Genomic DNA, 20,164 nt, shown 5'->3' on the forward strand with positions numbered 1-20,164 from the left:
CCTTCAAGGCATTTGGCGGGCGGCACGCAGCACCGCGCGGAGGATTTCGATGTGGGTGCCGCAACGGCAGAGGTTGGCCGAGAGCTCGCTGCGGATCTGGGTTTCGCTGGGGTGCGGGATGCGGTCGAGCAAGGCCTTGGTCGTCATGATCATGCCGTTCAGGCAATAGCCGCATTGCGCCGCTTGCTCGTCGATAAACGCTTGTTGCACCGGGTGCGGATCGGCGCGGGTGCCGAGGCCTTCGAGGGTGACGATTTGCCGATCCACCGCGCCGGCCAGCGGAAATACGCAAGAGCGCGCCGCCACCCCGTCGATGATCACCGTGCACGCGCCGCACTCGCCCAGGCCGCAGCCATACTTGGGGCCGTTGAGGTGCAGGTCATTGCGCAAGATCAGCAATAACGGCGTGTCCGCCATGGCGGTGACGGTGGTGGTGAGGCCGTTGACCTCAAGCGCTACGGTGATTTCCTGGCTGCTCATTCGCTTCGCCTGCTTCGTTTGATGAAGTGGCTACTACACCAAAAGGTCGAAAAAAACGTCGCGGGCCGGATTGCATTGTGGCGTCGCGACACACTCGACTGGTGAAGTGGCTACTACATGAAACAGGAGCAAAAACGATGCCAGACACAGAAAACCTGTGGGAGCAAAACCCTGTGGGAGCGAGCCTGCTCGCTCCCACATCAGTCCTGCGGATCGTCAATCATTTTGCGCAGCAGGAACAGCACCGCAACCCGCTCTGCCGGGTTGAGGTTGCTCAGGGTCAGTTCGGTGATTTTCCCGGCGTAGGGCACGGTTTGCTGCACCAGACGATCGCCCGCTTCGGACAGGCCGACGATGACTTTGCGCCGGTCTTGCGGGTCGGGCTCAAGGGTGATCAGTTCCCGGGCCTTGAGGCGTTCGACGATGCCGCGAATGGTCGCCTGGTCCACGGCGGTGGCCTTGACCAGTTCCGTCAGGGAGCTGGGACCGTGATCGCGCACGGCGCACAGGGTCACGAATTGCACCGCCGTGAGCTGCGAATCACCGACATTCTGCTGAAAAATCGCCATGTGCCGCTGATAGGCCTTGCGCAGCAAATGCCCGACTTGTTCGGAGAAAACGTAGGAAGCATCAGGAGTTTCAGGCACGGCGGACTCGAAAGACGATGAGTGGTGGGGAGGCATGATGGACAGGTTGGTGGGCGGACTCAAGGGTGAAGTCAGTCTTAACAGACTGCACAAACCCTTTATGAGACTGCACAAACCCCTTGTGGGAGCGGGCTTGCTCGCGAAAGCAGTGTGTCAGTCGATAAAAATGTTGACTGACACACCGCCTTCGCGAACAAGCCCGCTCCCACATTGGATCTCCTGTGGCTGTGAGGAACTCAGCGAACTCGCGAAGCCTCCGGCGCCACCACATCCCCGCCAATCACCACCGCCTGGTCATCCAGGTATACATCGCAATTGCGCAACGGAATGTCCAAATGGCACGGGGTTTTGCGCTTGCCGCCGACTTCGGTGTTCGGCCCGGTGGAGAACAGGAAGTTGCCGTAGAACGCCCGGGCGTCCATGCACATGCCGTCGTTCTTGTCGTGCAGGCCCATGGCGGTCCACTGGGCTTTTGGCTGCAGGCCCCAGCCGATATGGGAGATGCCGTACACCTCCGGGTCGTTGAAATACTTCATGTAGTCGCGCAGGTATTCGGCCTCGAAACCACCGTGGATCGAGGTGATAAAGCCCTTCTCGATCTCCAGGGTGATCTTCTCCCGGGTGTAGGTCTTGAACGGCAGCACGATGTCGCCGATGTCCAGTACCAGTACGCCTTCGGCGGTTTCTTCGTTGGGCCAGGAGAACAGGAAACCGCTGGGCCAGTGATCCCAGCGCCCCGGTTCATCGGCGAAACCGTACTCGGTGACCGCCGGATATTGCCCCAGCGCCGCACGGAAGTCGCTGCCGGCGCGGGACGTGACGTGGATCGAACGCGCCTGTGTCAGCAGCTTCTCCGCCGCCATCACTCGCACCTTGTCGGCTTCGGTCGGCAGCATCCGCGCCAGCACTTCCGGGGGCTCCACGGCCAATAGAATCCGCGTGCCGGTCTTGAGGATCTGTTCCTGTTCCGGCGAATGCAGCAGCATCATCGTGTCGACGATCAGGTCCGCCGCTTCCAGGGCCCGTTGCGCCGCGATATTGCCGGTCAGCGCGGTGTCGCCGCAGTAGGCGGTCATGTCGTTGCCCATGGCCGTCGGGTGGTTGAACGACGGCAATTCCACCGCGTAGACCTTGGCCCCCAGGCGCTGCGCGGCGTCCATCGCGGCGCGCACGGTGCGTGGGTCGGAATAGTGGCTCTTGAGCACGGCGACGCTCTGGGTCGGGTCGACCTTCGACAGCTTCAACACGTGTTCGAACATCTGGGTCAGTTCGCAATCGCTTACCGGCATTTTCCTGTCTCCTCAATCGTCTGCTGCGCACCAAGTCGAGGCGCCCTGCCTCACCCTAGTGCATTTTTATAGCGTGTACGCCATTTGTTATCGATAAGACATCAAATGAGAGCGGACTGCAAGCGCTGGACCATAACGTTACCAACTCACACAAACCCAACAAACAAAGGTTACATTCGGTGTCATTCGCCAAATACTGCTGAAAATTAATTTTTACCGGCGGCTCTTTCTTTTTGAAAAATACAGCGTATACACTTTAAAAACCTTGCGGCGACCCAGCCAGCGACCATTCGAAGAAGAGGAACAAGCCCCATGGCCAATACGCAAAAAATCGCCATCGTCGGTGCAGGTCTTGGCGGTGCAGCCGCCGCGACGTTGTTGCAACAAGCCGGGTTCCAGGTGGACATCTACGAACAGGCCCCAGAGTTCTCCCGCCTCGGCGCCGGGATCCACATGGGCCCGAACATCATGAAAATCTTCCGGCGCATGGGCATCGAGCAGCAGCTCGACCTGATGGGCTCGCACCCGGATCACTGGTTCAGCCGTGATGGCTTGAGCGGCGACTACCTGTCGCGCATCCCGCTGGGAGATTTCGCACGCAAGGAATACGGCGCGTCCTACGTCACCGTGCACCGCGGCGACCTGCACGCCTTGCAGATGTCGACGATCAAACCGGGCACCGTGCACTTCAACAAACGCCTGGAAACCCTCGAAGAAACCGACAGCCAGGTGCGCCTGACTTTCAGCGACGGCGAAGTCACCTACGCCGACATCGTCATCGGTGCCGACGGGATCAATTCGAAGATTCGTGAAGAGCTGCTCGGCGCGGAAAAACCGCTGTACAGCGGCTGGGTCGCGCACCGCGCATTGATCCGTGGCGATCAACTGGCCAAGTACGATTTGAAGTTCGAGGACTGCATCAAGTGGTGGACCGAGGACCGGCACATGATGGTCTACTACACCACCGGCAAGCGCGACGAGTACTACTACGTCACCGGCGTGCCGCACCCGGAGTGGGATTTCCAGGGTGCGTTCGTCGATAGCAGCCGCGAAGAAATGTTCGAAGCGTTCCAGGGTTATCACCCGACCGTCCAGGCGCTGATCGAATCCACCGAAAGCGTGACCAAATGGCCGCTGCGCAACCGCAACCCGTTGCCGCTGTGGAGCCGGGGCCGCCTGGTGTTGCTCGGCGACGCCTGCCACCCGATGAAACCGCACATGGCCCAAGGCGCCGGCATGGCCATCGAAGACGCGGCGATGCTGACTCGCTGCTTGCAGGAAACCGGCCTGGGCGACTACCGCACCGCATTCGAACTGTATGAAGCCAACCGCAAGGAACGCGCCTCCCGCGTGCAGTCCGTGTCCAACGCCAACACCTGGCTGCGCACCCAGGAAGATCCAGCCTGGGTCTACGGTTATGACCTGTACGCCCAACCGCTGAAATCGGGGGTGGCCGCGTGAGTACTTTCGTCCATGGCGGCAACGTCCAGGCCAACGGCATCCGCCAGCACTACTTGCGCTACGGCGGCAAAGGCCCGGCACTGGTGCTGATTCCCGGCATTACCAGCCCGGCGATCACCTGGGGCTTTGTTGCGGAACGCCTCGGCGAGCATTTCGACACCTATGTGCTCGACGTGCGCGGTCGCGGCCTCTCCTCCACCGGCCCGGACCTGGATTACAGCGCCGACACCTGCGCCGACGATATCGGCGCGTTTGCCCAAGCGATGCAGCTCGACCGTTATCACTTGGTCGGCCACTCCATGGGCGCTCGGTTTGCGGTGCGCAGCGCCGTCAAGCATCCCGTCGGCGTGAACCGTCTGGTGTTGATCGACCCGCCCGTGTCCGGCCCCGGTCGCCGTGAGTACCCGAGCAAATTGCCGTGGTACGTCGATTCGATCCGCCAGTCGTTGATCGGGATGGATGCCGAAGCGATGCGCGCCTTCTGCGCCACCTGGACCGACGAACAATTGCAGCTGCGCGCCGAATGGCTGCACACCTGCTACGAACCGGCGATCGTGCGCGCCTTCAACGATTTCCATGACGTGGATTTCCATCAGGACCTACCAAAACTTCAACAACCCGCGCTGCTGATGATCGCCGGCCGTGGTGGTGTGATTCAGCCCGAGGACGAAGCGGAAATCCTCGACCTGCAACCGAACATTCGCAGCGTCCACGTCGCAAACGCCGGGCACATGATTCCGTGGGATGACCTCGACGGTTTCTTCGCGGCATTCGGTGATTTCCTCGGCCCACGCCTCATTTAAACGAATTCGGAGACATTTATGCTCAAGCCTTACCGCATCGGCCAGATTGTGCCGAGCTCCAACACCACCATGGAAACCGAGATCCCGGCGATGCTCACCGCGCGCCAGTTGATCCGCCCGGAACGCTTCACCTTTCACTCCAGCCGCATGCGCATGAAGCAGGTGCGCAAGGAAGAACTCGCGGCGATGGACGGTGAGTCCGATCGTTGTGCCGTGGAACTGTCCGACGCCAAGGTCGATGTGCTGGGTTATGCGTGCCTGGTGGCGATCATGGCCATGGGGCTCGGTTATCATCGCCAGTCCGAACAGCGGCTGCGCAAGGCGACCGCCGACAACGATGCGAACGCGCCAGTGATCACCAGTGCCGGTGCCTTGATCGAGGGTCTGAAAGTGATGGGCGCCAAACGCATCGCTATCGTCGCGCCGTACATGAAGCCGCTGACCGAACTGGTGGTGGATTACATCCGCGAAGAAGGCTTTGAAGTGGTGGATTGGCGGGCGCTGGAGATTCCTGACAACCTCGCCGTGGCCCGGCACGACCCGGCGAACCTGCCCGGCATCGTGGCTGGCATGAATCTGGAAGGGGTGGATGTGATTGTGTTGTCGGCCTGCGTGCAGATGCAGTCGCTGCCGGTGGTGGCGCAAGTCGAAGCGCAAACCGGCAAACCAGTGCTAACCGCCGCCATCGCCACCACCTACGCCATGCTCAAGGCCCTGGACCTGGAACCGATCGTTCCCGGCGCCGGCGCCCTGCTCTCCGGCGCTTATTAAGAGGTGCGCGACATGAGCGAACAAACCGCCAACGATAACTACCAAGGCGTGTGGGGCCAGCGCATCGGGTTCGGCCAGAAAGCCGCGTTGCTGATGATCGATTTCATGCGTGGCTACACCACCGAAGGCGCGCCGTTGTTTGCGCCGGGCGTGGTCAGTGCCGTGGCTGAAAGCGTCGAGTTGCTGGCCAGCGCACGGCGCGTTGGCATCCCGGTGGTGCACACCAATATCCGCTACCATCCCGGCCATTTCGCCGATGGCGGGATCTGGGTGAAAAAAGCCCCGGTGATGAAGGACATGGTCGAGGGCAATCCCTTGGCGGCGTTTTGCGAAGAGGTACTGCCTCAGAAAAATGAAGTGGTGATCAGCAAGCAGTACGCCAGTGCGTTTTTCGGCAGCAGCCTGGCCTCGATGCTGCACGCCCAAGGCATCGACACCGTGGTGCTGGCCGGTTGCTCGACCAGCGGCTGCATCCGGGCGACGGCAGTGGACGCGGTGCAACACGGTTTCCGCACCATCGTCGTGCGCGAGTGCGTCGGCGACCGGCATCCGGCGCCCCACGAAGCCAACCTGTTCGACATCGACAGCAAGTACGGCGATGTCATCAGCAAACAGGAGGCCATCGCCCACTTCGAAAAAATGTGATGCGTGCCACAAGAACCGCGCCATTTAGAGCGTTGGTCTTGTCGGGTTTGAAGGGACGATAGCCACTCAGTAAAGACTTCGAGTCGAACACTGTCCTGTGGCGAGCGAGCTTGCTCGCGCTGGGCTGCGAAGCGGCCCCAAAATGGGGGGGGACACACCTATTTTGCGAGTGCTGCGCACTCGAGCGGGAGCAAGCTCCCTCGCCACAACAGCAGTGCATGACTGAAGATCGTCTTCAACTGCCTGGCGCCGGTCTGACAAACCCAAACGAAAAAACTGAGCCCAACTCGCCCACGAGCGAGCGCCCAGTCTTCTGACACTGCCTTTGGACGTCGCTTTTGCAGCGCGCCAGAGCGCTGGAAAAAGCGGCTGTATAAAAACCATAAGTCACCGCCAGGAGACATCCGATGCCCATTGCGAACGCAGCACCCGCGACCACGGTCGCCGACCCGATTCAAGCGCTGTACCACAAGATCACCTGGAAGCTGATTCCGTTCCTGTGCTTCTGCTACCTGGCCGCGTACCTCGACCGGATCAACATCGGCTTCGCCAAACTGCAGATGCTCGATCAACTGCACTTCAGCGAAACCGCATTCGGCCTCGGCGCCGGGCTGTTCTTTGTCGGCTACATCCTGTTCGAAGTCCCTAGCAACCTGGTGCTGGAAAAGGTCGGCGCGAAAATCTGGATCGCCCGGATCATGATCACCTGGGGCCTGCTCTCGGCCTGCACCATGCTGGTCACCTCCACCACCCAGTTCTACGTCCTGCGTTTCTTGCTTGGCGCCGCCGAAGCGGGTTTCCTGCCGGGCGTTCTGTATTACCTGACCACCTGGTTCCCGACCTATCGCCGTGGTCGCATCATCGCGCTGTTCATGATCGGTTTGCCGCTGTCCAGCGTGATTGGCGGGCCACTGTCTGGCTGGGTGATGAGCCATTTCGACAGCCTCGGCGGTTTGCGTGGCTGGCAGTGGCTGTTCCTGATCGAAGCAGTGCCGAGCGTGTTGCTTGGCGTGTTGACCTTCTGGGCACTGCCGAACAGCTACCAGCAAGCCAAGTGGCTCAACAATGACGAGAAAGCCCTGCTGGAACAGGAACTGCGCGCCGACGAAGCGAGTGCCGGCGACAGCAAACACAGCTTCCGCGACGGGTTCTTCAACCTCAAAGTGTGGATGCTCGGCGGCATCGATTTCTCGATCCTGCTCAGCGCCTACGCCATGGGCTTCTGGATGCCGACCTTTATCCGCAACGCCGGGATCGTCGACACCTTCCACATCGGCATTCTCACCGCATTGCCGAGCGTCGCCGCGTTGCTGGGCATGCTGCTGATCGGCGCCAGTTCGGACAAACACCGCGAACGCCGCTGGCACATCATCGTGCCGTTCCTGGTCGGCGCGGCGGCCATGGCCACTGCGCCGTTCTTCGTGCACAACGTGGTGGCGACCGTGGCGCTGTTCGCCATCGCTTCGGCGGCGATCATCGGCGCAGTCCCGGTGTTCTTCAGCCTGCCGGCGACCTTCCTTAAAGGCACGGCAGCGGCTACCGGGTTTGCTTTGGCCTGCTCGCTGGCGAACATTGCCGGGCTGGTCAGCAACTCGTTGATGGGCGTGGCGATTGATGTCACGGGCAGCAGCGCCGGGGCGTTGTGGTTCTTTGCCGGGTGCCTGATCCTCAGCAGTTTCCTGGTGATCGCCCTGCCGGCCAAACTGGTTAACCGCTGACACCACACGATCCCCATGTGGGAGCGGGCTTGCTCGCGAAGGCGTCGTGTCAGTCAGTATTTCTGTCAACTGACACACCACATTCGCGAGCAAGCCCGCTCCCACAGGGGATTGGTGTCTATCTTTCGGTAGTCGACATTCCATTTACTCAGGTGAGTATCCATGCAAGGTTTGATCAAACGCTGTGCCCTGCTTGTCGCCGCCGGCCTGTGCGCCGGTTCTTTGCAAGCCGCGGAAAAGGTCATCTTCGATACCGATTTCAACGTGCTCAACGATGACGGCCAGGCCTTCATCATGCTCGCTCAGTTGCACGCGCAGAAGCGCATTGATTTGCTCGGCATGACTCTGGTCAGCGGCAACGCCTGGGTCGATCAGGAGCAGGTCGATGCGCTCAAGGCTGTGGAACGCATGGGCGTGGAAAAGGACATCGGGGTGTATTCCGGCGCGGCGTATCCGCTGTTGCATGACTTCGCCACCTATCCGCAGGAACAAGCGCTGTTCGGCGCAGGTTGGCCGGGGGCGTTCAAGGCGCCGCGCCCGACCTCCTCCGCGCAACTGGTCGCCCCGCCGGATGGCCTCGCCACCCACACCAAGCTGCGCAAGGAAACCGCCGCGCAGTTCATCGTCGACAGCGTGCGCGCCAATCCCCATGAAGTGACACTGCTGGCAGTCGGGCCGCTGACCAACATTGCGCTGGCGATCCGTTCCGCGCCGGACATCGTGCCGCTGATCAAACGCATTGTGTACATGGGCGGCGCCCTGGAGATTCCGGGTAATACCACCCCGGCCGCCGAGTTCAACTGGTGGTTCGACCCCGAGGCGGCGAAGATCGTCCTGCGCTCGCCCATCGAACATGTGATCTTCCCCAACGATGTCTGCGAGAAAGTCACCTTCGATGCCGTGGTGTACAAGCGGGTGATCGCGAAACCGGGCCCCATTGCTGATCTGTACAAGCACGAATTCGGCCCGTTGTTCGACAAGGATCCGGCGTATCACAGCTTCACCTGGGACAGCCTGCCCGCGTTGTTTCTGGTGCAGCCGGACATCGTCACCGAATCCCGGGATTTGTGGGTGGATGTGGACGCACAGTTCGGCGCCGATTACGGCCGGGCCCTGGGCTACAAGAAAAGCCCGCCGGTGGGCACGCAAAAAGCCAACGTGGTGTTCGCCATCGACCAGCAGAAATTCTGGGACGGCTACGTCAACCTCGTGACCTTGCCGACCCCGATCAAGGGCCGCTGAAACCTTCGGCAATCATGAACAAGTGACAGCCTCGGGCGAACCCCTCACAGTGAGCGTGGTCGCACAGGTGAACCGCCGGCGTTTGCATGATGGCGGTTCAGTCCCTTTTTCTGTCGAGAGCCCTTCATGCGCAGACTTCTTGCCCTGTCCCTTTCCCTGCTGTTGCTCTCCCTGAGCGCCTGCGCGCTGTTCCCGAATCGCGATCCGCTGAACATCAACGTGGTCGGCATCGAACCGCTGCAAAGCCAGGACCTGGAAGTGCGCTTCGCGGTGAAGATCCGCGTGCAAAACCCGAATGAAACCGCGATCGACTACAACGGCGTGGCGCTGGACCTGGAAGTCAACGGCCAGCCACTGGCGTCCGGTGTCAGCGATCAATCGGGGACGATCCAGCGGTTTTCCGAAACCGTGTTGACCGTGCCGGTGAGCGTCTCGGCGTTCTCGGTCCTGCGCCAGACCCTCGGCCTGAGCCAGACCCAGAGCCTCGACAACCTGCCCTACGTGCTGCGGGGCAAACTGGCAGGCGGGTTGTTTGGCACGATGCGGTTTGTGGATACCGGGAAGCTCCGGTTGCCGGGGCCGAACGCGGCGACCTGGTAGTGCCAACCCAATCAAAAATGTGGGAGCGGGCTTGCTCGCGAAAGCGGGGTGTCATTCGATGTAAATGTCGACTGACACACCGATTTCGCGAGCAAGCCCGCTCCCACAGGGGTGGGGGGTTATGCGGTGAAGCGCACACCCGGTTTGGCCCGCTCATCCACACTCAGCTCAAACACATCCGGCCGCGCATAGTGCCCGACCACGTCGAAGTCGTAGCGCGCACGAATCAACTCGTCGGTATCGATTTCCGCTGTCAGTAAACCCGCCCCACCCCGCAACGGCCCGGCCAACACATCCCCCATCGGCCCGACAATCACACTCCCGCCAGCAATCAACGGCCGATCCGCCGGCCAGTTGGCGATCTCTAATCCCAAGGCTTGCGGCGATTCCTGCACCTGGCACGCGCTGACCACAAAGCACCGTCCTTCATGGGCGATGTGGCGCATGCTGACTTGCCACATCTCGCGCTCATCCACGGTCGGCGCGCACCAGACTTCCACGCCTTTGGCGTACATCGCGGTGCGCAGCAGTGGCATCATGTTTTCCCAACACACCACCGCCGCGAGGCGCCCGACCTGGCTGTCGATCACTGGCAACGTCGAACCATCGCCCTTACCCCAGATCAGTCGCTCGGTGCCGGTGGGCATCAGTTTGCGGTGCTTGGCGACCAGCCCGGCCTGCGGATCGAAGTACAACGCGGTGCAATGCAATGTGCTGCCCGCGCGCTCGATCACGCCAATCACCAGGTTGGCCCCGGTGCGCGCCGACAACCCGGCCAACGCTTCGGTTTCAACGCCCGGAACGTCGATCGCATTGGCGAAGTACCGTGCAAACGCTTCGCGCCCCTCGGGCAAGCGGTAACCCAGTTGCGTGCCAAATGCCTCGCCCTTGGGATAGCCGCCGAGCAACGCTTCCGGCATCACCACCAGCCCGGCGCCGGACTCGATGATCGCGTTTTCCCAGGAAAGAATCTGTTCCAGTGTTTCGCCCTTGCCACCGGGCAAGGCGCCGATTTGCAGGGCGGCAACGATTGACTTGGACATCTCTGTAACTCCGACGGCAATGAGGTGTTGCTGATTTTCCGCCCGCGCCGGATCATGAATAAAGCCCCATTCGCTGCTGAATGATATGAACACCATGAATATTGCTACCGTCGACCTCAACCTGCTCAAAGTCTTCGAAGCCCTGCACGAAGAATCCAGCGCCAGCCGCGCCGCCCTGCGCCTGGGCGTCACGCAATCGGCGGTCAGCGCGGCGTTGCGGCGGTTGCGGGAGTTGTATGGCGATCAGTTGTTTGTACGTACCGGCCGGGGCTTGGCCCCAACCCTAAGGGCCAATCAGTTGAAACCGGTGGTCAGCGATGCGCTGAACAAATGCCGGCAAAGTCTGGCGATGATCGATCCGGCGGCTCAGCACTACGAGGGACGTTCGGTGACCGTGGGCCTCTCGGATGATTTCGAGATTGCCTACGGGCGGCGGCTGATGGAGGAAATCGCCCGCCGCGCACCGAAGCTGCGACTGATTTTCCGCCAGACCCACAGCCAGATCGTCGCCCACGCGTTGCTGGATCGCAGCATCGACCTGGCAATCACCGCCGGCGGCTTTGCCGAGCGTTTGCTCAGCCGTCAGGTGTTGGGTGAAGGGGGTTATTTGTGTTTGGCGGATTCGCTCAGTCTGGCTGAGGGACAGCAAGACATCAGCCTGGAAGAGTTCGTCGCGCGGGAACACATTCTGGTGTCGTCTGGCGGTTTTATCGGGATCACCGATGAAGGGCTGGCGGCGCTGGGCTTGAGTCGGCGGGTCTGCGCCTCGACCACGCATTTTGCGGCGTTACCGCACCTGCTCAAGGGCAGCCGCGCGGTGGCGACCATTCCGGCCCACGCCGCGCAAAGCATCGCGGCGCTGACGGGTCTGGCGCTGCTGCCCTGCCCGCTGGCATTGCCGCGTTACCCGATCGAACTGGGCTGGCGCACCAGCACCCAGCTCGATCCGGTGGTGCTGAAAGTGCGCGAGGCGATTGTCGCGATATTTGCGTAATCCGCGTTACTTGGCGGCCATCAAGCGATTCACTTCACTGCGCACCATGTTGGCGTATTCGGGCGGTGACAGAAGGTCGAGCTCGGAGCGGACCCATTCGGCCCATTTGCCTTTGCGCTTGGCCCGTTCACCGAACAACCGCGCGGCTTCGCCCTTGGACTTGCCCAGGTTGCTTTGCCAGAGGTCGAACAGACGGGATTTTTCGTCTTCAAGCGCAGCGCGCTCGGCAAGGGGTTTGTCGGCCAGATTGAAGCTCATGGGAAATACCTGCGGCGTAAATAGGCGACATCTTACACTGTAGGAGGATTCCTCCGACCCTGGATTTTTCGCCGGGGTTGAGTCTGCGCGCAAATTTACTGCAACTTTTTCAATCGCCGCAGACTCCATTGTTCACTGCCCACTTACCCGCAAGGAGTTACTCAATGGCCCGCAAAACAGCCGTACAGACCGCAGCCGACCAAATCAAGGACCAGGCATTCAGTGAACTTCAGTCGCTGATCGAAGAATCGGACAAACTGCTCAAAAGCAGCGCGTCGCTGGTGGGTGAAGAAGCCGATACGTTGCGTGGGCAAGTCGCACAGAAGCTGCAACAGGCGCTTGAATCCGTGACCAGTGTGCGCGAGCGCACCAAGCCTGCGGTCGACGCCACTGAAACTTACATCGGTGGCCACCCGTGGCAGACCGTAGCGATCTCCGCCGGTTTCGGCCTGGTGGTTGGCTTGCTGCTCGGTCGTCGCTAAAACACACTTCCCCTGTGGGAGCGGGCTTGCTCGCGAAGGCGTCGGGTCAGTCGATGCAAATGTTGACTGACACACCGCTTTCGCGAGCAAGCCCGCTCCCACATGGGGTTGAGGCGACTTTTAGAGACCCGCCAATTCCCGCAAATTCGCCAACACTTCCGGTTCCAACCGAATCCCCTCCGCCGCCGATTTAGCGCGCTGGTGATGCCGCCGATCCCCCGGCAACCGCTTCAACCCCACCCCGTGCATCTGCCGCACCAGCTCTTGGCTGCGCTCGGCGAAGCTTTGCCCGGCGGCCTTGCTCGGGTCGATCACGATCAGCAGTTGCCCGGTCCACGGCGTCTTCGCGCCTGGATGGTTCGACCAATCGAACTCGAAGGAGAAATTGCCGCCGGTCAACGCCGCTGCCAGCAACTCCACCATCATCGACAACGCCGAACCCTTGTGCCCGCCGAACGGCAGCAACGCGCCACCTTCCAGAATCGCTTTCGGGTCCTGGGTCGGCTGGCCGAGGCTGTCTACACCCATGCCCGGCGGCAGGCGTTCGCCCTTGCGCGCGGCAATCTGCACGTCGCCATGGGCGATGGCGCTGGTGGCCAGGTCGAAGACAATCGGATCACCGTCGGCCCGTGGCGCGGCGAAGGCGATCGGGTTGGTGCCGAACAGCGGACGATCGGCGCCATGGGGCACCACGCAGGTCATGCTGTTGACCACGCTCAGGGCCACCAGGCCTTCATAGGCGAAAGGTTCGACATCCGGCCAGAGCGCGGCGAAGTGATGGGAGTTGCGGATCGCCAGCACGGCAATCCCGGCGCTGCGGGCCTTTTCCACCAGCAAGGTGCGGGCGGCGGCCAGCGCCGGTTGGGCAAAACCGTTGGCGGCATCGACCCGGACAAACCCCGAGGCGACGTCCTCGACCACCGGCACGGCCTGACCATTGACCCAGCCGCTTTTCAGCGTCGACACATAACCGGGAATGCGGAACACGCCGTGGCTGTGGGCACCGTCGCGTTCGGCGCCGGCGCAGTTGAGGGCCAGGGTCCTGGCGACGTCGGCCGAGGTGCCATGGCGCAGGAAGACTTGTTCGAGCAACACAACGAGTGAATCGAAATCGAGAGGTTCGGTGTTCGAACTGACGGGTGTTGCGGTCATCTGAGGCTCCAGTTTTATTATTGAGTTCGGGCTACAGGCTGAAACGGGGTTGTGCGCCAACCCGCTCATATATCGGCGATTAAGCGCTGTTCTGGAGGTGTCCTGTCAAGCCTCGACAACAGGATCGACTCAAGCAATATGTACCGCACCAAGGCTTCGCGCCCGCCTTACTGTTTTTCCTCAACTTAACCGAGGAAAAACCATGACAGCACCCCCGCTCCCCTATTTTTTTGACGAGGCCGAAACGGCAGCCATTGCCCGGCAACCCGGCGATCGCGAAAAAGCCCTGAACTTCAGCATCGACGACCTCAAGTGGCTGAAAGCGATTTACCTGGCCACCGACACGGCTCGCGTCGCCCATAAGCCAGGCATGCAGGTCCATCGCCTGTTGCTGACCCCGGACAACGGAACGGCGATCCCTCTGGCCGGGGCTTTTTCCATGAGCCGGCCCAACCATGGCGAGGCCATGCTCTACACCCCGTGGAAAGGCCTGATCAAATATGCCGACATCAACGACCTCAAAAGCACCGTGAACCGATGGCTCGGCGAATCGGCAGGCAAGCGCGAATTGCTGCGCTATCTGTCCATCGAACAGCGCTGCACCGTCCTGGCCGCCAGCACCCTGAGCGTCTCCACCCAATCGATTGACGGTGCGGTTTTCCAGGATCAGGAAACCATTATTGAGGCCAATCAAAACCACAACATCACGACGATGCTGGCGGAACTGATCAAATCCCCAACCTTGCGTTCCATGCTCGACGAAGTGCTCAAGAACGCCCTGGCCCGGCGTTTTCCGGGGCTGGACCAGCGCCGCACGCGCCTGGACAGCTTTGCCGGCACTGCCCCCAAACGCCAACTGTCCTCGCTGTCGCTGAGCGAGGCTGTGCTGCATTACTACCTGAACAACCAGTGGCCGGATGGCGACACCCGGGGGTTCATCCATCCGGCCCGTGCCGTCAGCAGCGACGCCGATAACCTGACCTGGGAAGTGGCGATCAAGGAGATCGCGCAAAGCCTCACGCCGCACCTGCGCAGTTTGCTCGACACCTTCTGGAACAGCCCCATGGGCAACGGCCTGGCCCGCTCGGAGTTTTTCGCGCAAAGCCTGGCCGATACCTACTGCGTGGACCTCCTGCTCAAACGCCAGCAAGGCATCCTGACCAGCGAAGAATATCTGAGGTTGATGGACGTCACCCTGGCGGGCACCGACGACTTGCCTGCCTCCAACGATCCGGTGCGGATTGAAAAAGTCCGGATCAGCGCACCGCTCAAGCATTACGTCGAACCGGCCTGCACCTTGATGATCGGCACCGACAAGAGCAGCGCGTTTCTGTACACCCAAGCCAGAGGCGTCGAAACCAGCGGCAGCCTGGGCCAGATCAAGAACACCTTGCTGGGCATGCTGAAAAGCGAGGGCCACGATGACAACCTGTTCAACTTCCTGAGCCTTGAAGACCGCGGCCTGTTTCTGTCCCTTGAAGAACAGCAACGGGTGATTCTCGGTGCGCCGATCAGCGGTCCGGTGTTTGCGTACTTGATGGCGGACGTTATGGCCAAGCAGCGACAGAACCTGACCTACGCCTTGAGCCGTTACCGCGAAAGCGCGGGCGTTCTCGACCCGCATGCACTGCTCGACAACGCCCTGGACGTGCGAGCCCTGATCGATAAACGGTTGCTACCCGTCGACGCCAACGGCCGCTGGAGCACCCGCGCCGACCAACGCTGGAGCGCGCAACCGGCCACCATGCGCGCGGACTCGGCCAAACAACAACTGGCGCTGCTGGCCAGCGTCGAAAACTCCCTGCAACAGCAACTGCAAATACACCCGGCCATTTCCAGTGCCGTCACCACGCTTGCGCAGGCTGAAGACGGGGTTCGCGCTTCGCTGGAGCTACTCAAACCCAAGTTTGCCCACACGCTATCGACGGCGTTACGCAGCGAACTCAAGCTGCGCGGCCTGAGCCGCACGCTGGGCAGCGTGGAGCAAACGATGGTGCAGGCCGTGCTCGATACACCGGTGCGGATCAAGCGCAGCGCCTTGAACGGTTTCCTGCCGGACGTGTTTGGCCTGGCGCTAAAGGCCGACGGTGCTGACCCGTTGAAGCTCGCCAGTTGTTTCGTGCTTACCGAACGTGGAGGCCTGGATCCGGAGCATTCCGGCAAAACCGTCCTGTGGACGCCGGGCCTGGGGTTTGAAGCTTTCCCGTCACTGACACCGATGCGGGCCGAACTCAACCGCCGCCTGCTCAGTGATTTTGAGCGCCACGGGTTGCTGGAGAATCTGCAGCGAAGCGAACGCGTCCCCGGCCGGATCTTTACCCTCGCGCCACTGCAACTGATTCATGAGGATTTTCTTGAGCACCTGCAAAAGCCCTATGTTCAATTGGATAAAACCTTGGTCGAGCGCGCACTGGCCTCCAGCCTCCCCACCCGGCATCGCGCGGACCTGCTGAGCCTGACCGCACTGGCCATACCGAAGACCGGCCTGCAACGGGCGACGGACATTGCCCAGTCCCTGATCACCCGGCAAAAAATCCCGGCTTGGCTGGCCAATGCGTCGTTGGAAGATCAGATCCTGCACACCGAGCTGCTGGCGCAGTACCTGAACAACGTCACGGACGACAAGGATTACCTGAGCGGTATCCGCTCCCTGGAGCGTACGACTCATCATGAGCTGCACAAACAGCTCAAGGCCGACAAGCACAACGTCGACCCGGACACGGTAGAAATCCGCATCAGCCCCCGCGCGACGTCCGATGCTCGAACCCAGACCTTGCCAGCCTTTGCCTTGATTCACCTGCACGACCTGGACACGCTCAGCTTCAAACCAGCCTCGCGGACCAACACGGCGCTGCCTGCCGGGCTCGATGAAACCTATATCAAGAACCTGATCCGCAACCTCAAGCCCGGGGAGCATCAGCGCGCCGAGCTGACCCAGGCGTTCGCCGAATCCCATGCCGATGCTGCGACCCGCAAACAACGCTTCGCCAAGCAGTTGCCCTGGCAGCTACTGCATTACGCCCATGCCGAGAAACTCCAGGAACGTTTGAGCCCCACCGGGTTTGACCTGATTCGGCAAGTCATCGACATGCCAGATGCGATTGCCCGTGACGCGGTGGAAGGCAGCAACGCGATTATCCGTCCGCTTGAGCTGTCAGGTGCCAACAGTGAAACGGCTATCAAAGTGCCCGGGGTCTATCTGATCGGGCCTAAAAAAGACGCGGACGGACCTCAGGTCCTGCTCGCACCCTACAGCCCGGAACACGGCGTCAAAGAGTATGAAAACGAAAGCACGCTGCTGACCGAGCTGAAAACAACCGGCGCGTTGCAGCGTTGGGTGCTCAACAGCCTGTCCCCGGCAGACCGGACCCTGTGCAAAACCCGGCTGGCCGCCACCGGCACACCGGCCAGTCTGGCGTCCAGTCCAATCAAAGGCTCGCTGTTCCAGCAGTTGTTCAAAGACAACGCCGAGCTGCTGGCCCGGTTGCTGGGCTGCCAATCGGACAAGGATGGGCAAAGCGAATGGGCGACGATCAAACATGTCTTGGGCGAAGACGTGGACCAGGCGTTGACCTTCGTTTCCGGCAAGCTTGCCTACCCGGTCACCGTCTGGCGCAGCTATCGCGACATCAAGGATTCGGTCGAAGACTTGCAGGAACACAAATGGGGCGCCGCAACGAAAGCCTTTGTCCGCGGCATGGCGCAACTGGCGATGTTGCGCGAATCAATGGACACCCGCGAGCCTTCGCCCCTCGCCGTCGACACCGCCACGGCCTGTGAACGGATCGACATCACCGCCCCCGAGCGCACGCGTTTGCAGCGTCACGAAAGCACTGACGTGGACCTTGGCAGCCTCGCCCTGGACAGCAAACTGGGGCTCTACACGAACGCTGCCACCAAGCAACATTACGCACCGATCGACGGCAAGGTCTATCCGATCCAGAAACGCGGCAGCCGCTGGATCATCCGCAGCGACAAGCTCGATGGCCCTTATGCGCTGCAAAACGCCACGAAAAAATGGGTGCTCGACGCAGATGTGCCGACGCCGCGATACAACCTGCTGCAGCGACTGAAGACCTGGAATACGGTCAGTCACGGGATGAACGTCGAGGCGGACGGCATGTCGGAGATTCGCCAGTTGTTTCCAGTCAGGGCCCGACTGATCGATGAAGGTCTAGACCTGGCGACCACCTATGCATGGAACAGCTTTCGCAATCTGCAGCTTTTGAAGACCACGTCCTCTCGAACGACGCCGGTTCAGTTGCTGATCAGGGACTTTCTGGATGTGCCGCAGGTGCTGCCCGAGCATGTGACAATGATTGAAAAGGTCGTGCAAGAGATCCTGGGGGGACTGCTCGACCCGACGCTCAGGCGAGAGAAGTCCACGCGATTTGTCATCGGCAGGGCCAAGGAAGAGGCGGAACACATCCTTGCATTTGCGATCCCGGCGGATGACAGGAACAAGATCTATCTGGCCGAGAAGTTCTTTTTCCCCAAATTCGATCACTACCGTAATTACATGAAGGATGCCTCGTTCCCGATCAACACCCATACCCGGGCGGTCACGCTGATCCATGAGCTTTCGCACATTGTCTGCAAGACCGAGGATATTGCGTACCTGGACTCGTCGCGCCCCTTTGCCGACCTGATCGAAACCACCACCTTGCGCGCCATCGCGCTGAAGGACACGCTGACGGATATTCAGAGTAAAGCGTTATCGAATCGGACACTCCCGGAAGAACTGTTCGCCGTCTTCAACCCCGAAGACGAGACCTGGGAAGACTTTGGCGAAACAACGTTTGAATACACCGACCGGGCGCTGGCCCACGTTTTGAGATTAACCGGCAAAGACACCCTGGACGAGGCCAGGACAGCCTTCAGGGAAGATGCAACACTGAGATTGGCGGTGCAGTTGGGCAATGCCGATTCGGTGTCCTGGCTGATCAGCCAATTGGGGCGCCAGCTGCACACCCGCATACCCTGACAGCCCGAACTAACACACTGTACATGTGGGAGCGGCGGTGCGACGACTCGACTTGCTCGCGAAGACAGTGGCACAGTCAACATTGATACTGACTGATCCGCCGCTTTCGCGAGCAAGCTCGCTCCCACAGGGATTTCTTTTTAGTCCTTCTGATCGCGCAGGATATTTCCGGAAGCGCCGTCGATGCGGAATTCATAAACCACGCCGTCAGCCTTGCGGCCCTCGCCTTTCCAATAACCATTGTTATCGGCTTCTACTTCATAGACCTCGACATAACCTGCCTTGGTCTTCGCCGTTTCAATGGCCTTCTCGATCGAGATCCAGCCGGCACCGGGACGGTCAGCCATGGCTGCGCCAGCGCTCAACATGGTTGCAGCGGCAATGACGGCAGCAAAGGTTTTCTTGATCATTTTTTCACTCCATTTGTGGATACTGTGTATTGAGGTCCTGTTTTTAGGGCCTTGCGGGGAAAAATAAGTTCCACTTTGATGGGTAATTGCCATGACGGATGTTCTCGCCACGTTGCCCTCAAGGTTAGAATGCAGCAAATCAGGATGAGTCAATGACCGAACACACCTTCTCGGAAGCCGAATACGACGCCGTCACCGATGCCGCTGCGCATTGGTGCATGCGTCTGCACGCCATCGACTGCACCGCCGAAGAGCGCCAGGCGTTCGAGCAATGGCGTGATGCTCATCCGCTGCATGCATTCGAATACGAAGCCATGCTGGAGATCTGGGATGTTGCCGGGGATTTGCCGCGTCCGGAGTCTGCCGCCGTACCGCCCTTGCCCGCCAAGCCTTCGACGTCCTGGCGAACCTTCGGCATCAGCGCCGCAGTCTGTGCCCTGGCGCTGCCGCTGGCGGCGTACACCGGCTGGAACCTTGGCTGGCTGCCGAATGCCTATCAGCATTTCGAAACCACTGACAACGTGCGCCAGGTCACCCTGAGCGACGGCAGCCAGGTGGAGCTGAACCTGGGCAGTGAAATGACCTTCAGCAATTACAAGGATGAACGTCGGGTCACCCTGAAAAAAGGCGAAGCCTTCTTCAGCGTCAGCCACGACATGAAGCACCCCTTCATCGTCAAGGCAGCCGAAGGCCGGATCCGGGTGACCGGGACCAAGTTCAACGTCTGGTTGTATGAAGACCAGGTGCGGGTCAACCTGATCGAAGGCTCGGTGCTGGTGACCAGCAACGACGCCCTGAACGGCGACGGCTTGCGCCTGGGCCCGTCGATGCAGGCACGCTTCCGCCACGGCGACTTTATGCCGCAGATCAGCGAGACCTACGCCAACGACAGCTCCCTCTCTTGGCGCAGCGGCAAACTGGTGCTTGATGACCTGCCGCTGAGCGACGCCTTGCCACTGATCAATCGCTACCTGGCCAAGCCGGTGATGGTCGCCGATAACAACACCGCTTCGATCCGCCTCGGCGGCGTCTACAACATCAAGGAACTCAACAACCTGGTGGCGAACCTGCCCCGGGTGTTGCCGGTCTACCTGACCCGCAACGAGAACGGCAACCCGGTGCTCAATTCGATCCCCAAGCAAGCGCCAAAAAGCTGAAGGCCGCTACCCCGAGGTATGCGGCCTT

Annotated in this window: 18 protein-coding genes; 11 read left to right on the top strand and 7 right to left on the bottom strand. The window is 60.8% G+C overall.

Translation table 11 applies throughout. The annotated features are described in order from the left end of the window. Positions 1-3 precede the first annotated feature (3 nt). The 3 genes from ACIQY3_RS09990 to ACIQY3_RS10000 all read right to left on the bottom strand — a co-directional run bounded on the left by ACIQY3_RS09990 (position 4) and on the right by ACIQY3_RS10000 (position 2,416). The gene (locus tag ACIQY3_RS09990; RefSeq protein WP_403018978.1) at positions 4-480 is read right to left on the bottom strand and encodes a (2Fe-2S)-binding protein; all 477 of its coding nucleotides are present in this window, start codon (positions 478-480) and stop codon (positions 4-6) included. A gap of 200 nt (positions 481-680) precedes the next feature. Further along, on the bottom strand, positions 681-1,163 hold the full coding sequence (locus tag ACIQY3_RS09995; RefSeq protein ID WP_403019144.1) for a MarR family winged helix-turn-helix transcriptional regulator: 483 nt from the start codon (positions 1,161-1,163) through the stop codon (positions 681-683). 200 nt (positions 1,164-1,363) lie between these two features. Beyond that, positions 1,364-2,416, bottom strand: a complete 1,053-nt coding sequence (locus tag ACIQY3_RS10000) for a 2,5-dihydroxypyridine 5,6-dioxygenase (protein ID WP_403018980.1) — start codon at positions 2,414-2,416, stop codon at positions 1,364-1,366. A 312-nt stretch (positions 2,417-2,728) separates the two neighbouring features. Here ACIQY3_RS10000 and ACIQY3_RS10005 point away from each other — a divergent pair, with 312 nt between their 5' ends. The 7 genes from ACIQY3_RS10005 (at position 2,729) to ACIQY3_RS10035 (ending at position 9,656) form a co-directional block, all read left to right on the top strand. Beyond that, the gene (locus ACIQY3_RS10005; protein ID WP_403018981.1) at positions 2,729-3,877 is read left to right on the top strand and encodes an FAD-dependent monooxygenase; all 1,149 of its coding nucleotides are present in this window, start codon (positions 2,729-2,731) and stop codon (positions 3,875-3,877) included. Continuing rightward, positions 3,874-4,680, top strand: coding sequence for an alpha/beta fold hydrolase (locus ACIQY3_RS10010; protein ID WP_403018983.1), 807 nt, complete (start codon positions 3,874-3,876; stop codon positions 4,678-4,680). The genes ACIQY3_RS10005 and ACIQY3_RS10010 overlap by 4 nt, the downstream gene beginning before the upstream one ends. 18 nt (positions 4,681-4,698) lie before the next feature. Then, positions 4,699-5,451, top strand: a complete 753-nt coding sequence (locus ACIQY3_RS10015) for an Asp/Glu racemase (protein ID WP_213938894.1) — start codon at positions 4,699-4,701, stop codon at positions 5,449-5,451. Positions 5,452-5,463: 12 nt separating this feature from the next. After that, positions 5,464-6,096: an N-carbamoylsarcosine amidohydrolase gene (locus tag ACIQY3_RS10020; protein WP_403018986.1), complete on the top strand. Its 633-nt coding sequence runs from the start codon at positions 5,464-5,466 to the stop codon at positions 6,094-6,096. A 407-nt stretch (positions 6,097-6,503) separates the two neighbouring features. Then, the gene (locus ACIQY3_RS10025) at positions 6,504-7,814 is read left to right on the top strand and encodes an MFS transporter (protein ID WP_403018988.1); all 1,311 of its coding nucleotides are present in this window, start codon (positions 6,504-6,506) and stop codon (positions 7,812-7,814) included. 162 nt (positions 7,815-7,976) lie between these two features. Continuing rightward, the gene (locus ACIQY3_RS10030) at positions 7,977-9,056 is read left to right on the top strand and encodes a nucleoside hydrolase (protein ID WP_403018989.1); all 1,080 of its coding nucleotides are present in this window, start codon (positions 7,977-7,979) and stop codon (positions 9,054-9,056) included. A 126-nt stretch (positions 9,057-9,182) separates the two neighbouring features. Beyond that, entirely contained in the window at positions 9,183-9,656 is a 474-nt protein-coding gene (locus ACIQY3_RS10035; RefSeq protein WP_403018991.1) for an LEA type 2 family protein, read from the top strand. 119 nt (positions 9,657-9,775) lie between these two features. On the opposite strand, the gene ACIQY3_RS10040 is transcribed toward ACIQY3_RS10035, so the two are convergent. Beyond that, positions 9,776-10,699 carry a carbon-nitrogen hydrolase family protein gene (locus ACIQY3_RS10040; protein ID WP_403018992.1) on the bottom strand — a complete coding sequence of 308 codons (924 nt, stop codon included), beginning with the start codon at positions 10,697-10,699 and terminating at the stop codon, positions 9,776-9,778. 85 nt (positions 10,700-10,784) lie between these two features. Between ACIQY3_RS10040 and ACIQY3_RS10045 the strand changes: the two genes are divergently transcribed. Beyond that, positions 10,785-11,693 (top strand): LysR substrate-binding domain-containing protein, encoded by a 909-nt coding sequence (locus ACIQY3_RS10045; protein ID WP_403018994.1) that lies wholly within the window; start codon positions 10,785-10,787, stop codon positions 11,691-11,693. 6 nt (positions 11,694-11,699) lie between these two features. Here the strand turns inward: ACIQY3_RS10045 and ACIQY3_RS10050 are convergent, their stop codons facing one another. Then, complete coding sequence (locus tag ACIQY3_RS10050) at positions 11,700-11,951, bottom strand: hypothetical protein (protein ID WP_054046380.1); 252 nt, start codon at positions 11,949-11,951, stop codon at positions 11,700-11,702. 164 nt (positions 11,952-12,115) lie between these two features. Between ACIQY3_RS10050 and ACIQY3_RS10055 the strand changes: the two genes are divergently transcribed. Next, positions 12,116-12,433, top strand: a complete 318-nt coding sequence (locus ACIQY3_RS10055; RefSeq protein WP_403018996.1) for a YqjD family protein — start codon at positions 12,116-12,118, stop codon at positions 12,431-12,433. 120 nt (positions 12,434-12,553) lie between these two features. Here ACIQY3_RS10055 and ACIQY3_RS10060 read toward each other — a convergent pair whose 3' ends face one another. After that, positions 12,554-13,585: an Ldh family oxidoreductase gene (locus ACIQY3_RS10060; RefSeq protein ID WP_403018997.1), complete on the bottom strand. Its 1,032-nt coding sequence runs from the start codon at positions 13,583-13,585 to the stop codon at positions 12,554-12,556. Positions 13,586-13,787: 202 nt separating this feature from the next. Here ACIQY3_RS10060 and ACIQY3_RS10065 point away from each other — a divergent pair, with 202 nt between their 5' ends. Next, a complete protein-coding gene (locus tag ACIQY3_RS10065; protein ID WP_403018998.1) occupies positions 13,788-18,569 on the top strand; it encodes a dermonecrotic toxin domain-containing protein in 4,782 nt (1,593 codons plus the stop codon). A 140-nt stretch (positions 18,570-18,709) separates the two neighbouring features. Here the strand turns inward: ACIQY3_RS10065 and ACIQY3_RS10070 are convergent, their stop codons facing one another. Beyond that, positions 18,710-18,979, bottom strand: coding sequence for a PepSY domain-containing protein (locus ACIQY3_RS10070; protein WP_403019000.1), 270 nt, complete (start codon positions 18,977-18,979; stop codon positions 18,710-18,712). A 152-nt stretch (positions 18,980-19,131) separates the two neighbouring features. On the opposite strand from ACIQY3_RS10070, the gene ACIQY3_RS10075 reads away from it, so the two are divergent. Next, entirely contained in the window at positions 19,132-20,136 is a 1,005-nt protein-coding gene (locus ACIQY3_RS10075; RefSeq protein WP_403019002.1) for a FecR family protein, read from the top strand. Positions 20,137-20,164 lie beyond the last annotated feature (28 nt).

The sequence above is a fragment of the Pseudomonas sp. NPDC096950 genome, from assembly GCF_044762525.1.
Classification (GTDB): Bacteria; Pseudomonadota; Gammaproteobacteria; order Pseudomonadales; family Pseudomonadaceae; genus Aquipseudomonas.

Coding starts and splice junctions, on each gene's coding strand:
- ACIQY3_RS09990 (WP_403018978.1), bottom strand. CDS start 480: ATGAGCAGCCAGGAAATCACCGTAGCGCTTGAGGTCAACGGCCTCACC.
- ACIQY3_RS09995 (WP_403019144.1), bottom strand. CDS start 1,163: ATGCCTCCCCACCACTCATCGTCTTTCGAGTCCGCCGTGCCTGAAACT.
- ACIQY3_RS10000 (WP_403018980.1), bottom strand. CDS start 2,416: ATGCCGGTAAGCGATTGCGAACTGACCCAGATGTTCGAACACGTGTTG.
- ACIQY3_RS10005 (WP_403018981.1), top strand. CDS start 2,729: ATGGCCAATACGCAAAAAATCGCCATCGTCGGTGCAGGTCTTGGCGGT.
- ACIQY3_RS10015 (WP_213938894.1), top strand. CDS start 4,699: ATGCTCAAGCCTTACCGCATCGGCCAGATTGTGCCGAGCTCCAACACC.
- ACIQY3_RS10020 (WP_403018986.1), top strand. CDS start 5,464: ATGAGCGAACAAACCGCCAACGATAACTACCAAGGCGTGTGGGGCCAG.
- ACIQY3_RS10025 (WP_403018988.1), top strand. CDS start 6,504: ATGCCCATTGCGAACGCAGCACCCGCGACCACGGTCGCCGACCCGATT.
- ACIQY3_RS10030 (WP_403018989.1), top strand. CDS start 7,977: ATGCAAGGTTTGATCAAACGCTGTGCCCTGCTTGTCGCCGCCGGCCTG.
- ACIQY3_RS10035 (WP_403018991.1), top strand. CDS start 9,183: ATGCGCAGACTTCTTGCCCTGTCCCTTTCCCTGCTGTTGCTCTCCCTG.
- ACIQY3_RS10040 (WP_403018992.1), bottom strand. CDS start 10,699: ATGTCCAAGTCAATCGTTGCCGCCCTGCAAATCGGCGCCTTGCCCGGT.
- ACIQY3_RS10045 (WP_403018994.1), top strand. CDS start 10,785: ATGAACACCATGAATATTGCTACCGTCGACCTCAACCTGCTCAAAGTC.
- ACIQY3_RS10050 (WP_054046380.1), bottom strand. CDS start 11,951: ATGAGCTTCAATCTGGCCGACAAACCCCTTGCCGAGCGCGCTGCGCTT.
- ACIQY3_RS10055 (WP_403018996.1), top strand. CDS start 12,116: ATGGCCCGCAAAACAGCCGTACAGACCGCAGCCGACCAAATCAAGGAC.
- ACIQY3_RS10060 (WP_403018997.1), bottom strand. CDS start 13,585: ATGACCGCAACACCCGTCAGTTCGAACACCGAACCTCTCGATTTCGAT.
- ACIQY3_RS10065 (WP_403018998.1), top strand. CDS start 13,788: ATGACAGCACCCCCGCTCCCCTATTTTTTTGACGAGGCCGAAACGGCA.
- ACIQY3_RS10070 (WP_403019000.1), bottom strand. CDS start 18,979: ATGATCAAGAAAACCTTTGCTGCCGTCATTGCCGCTGCAACCATGTTG.
- ACIQY3_RS10075 (WP_403019002.1), top strand. CDS start 19,132: ATGACCGAACACACCTTCTCGGAAGCCGAATACGACGCCGTCACCGAT.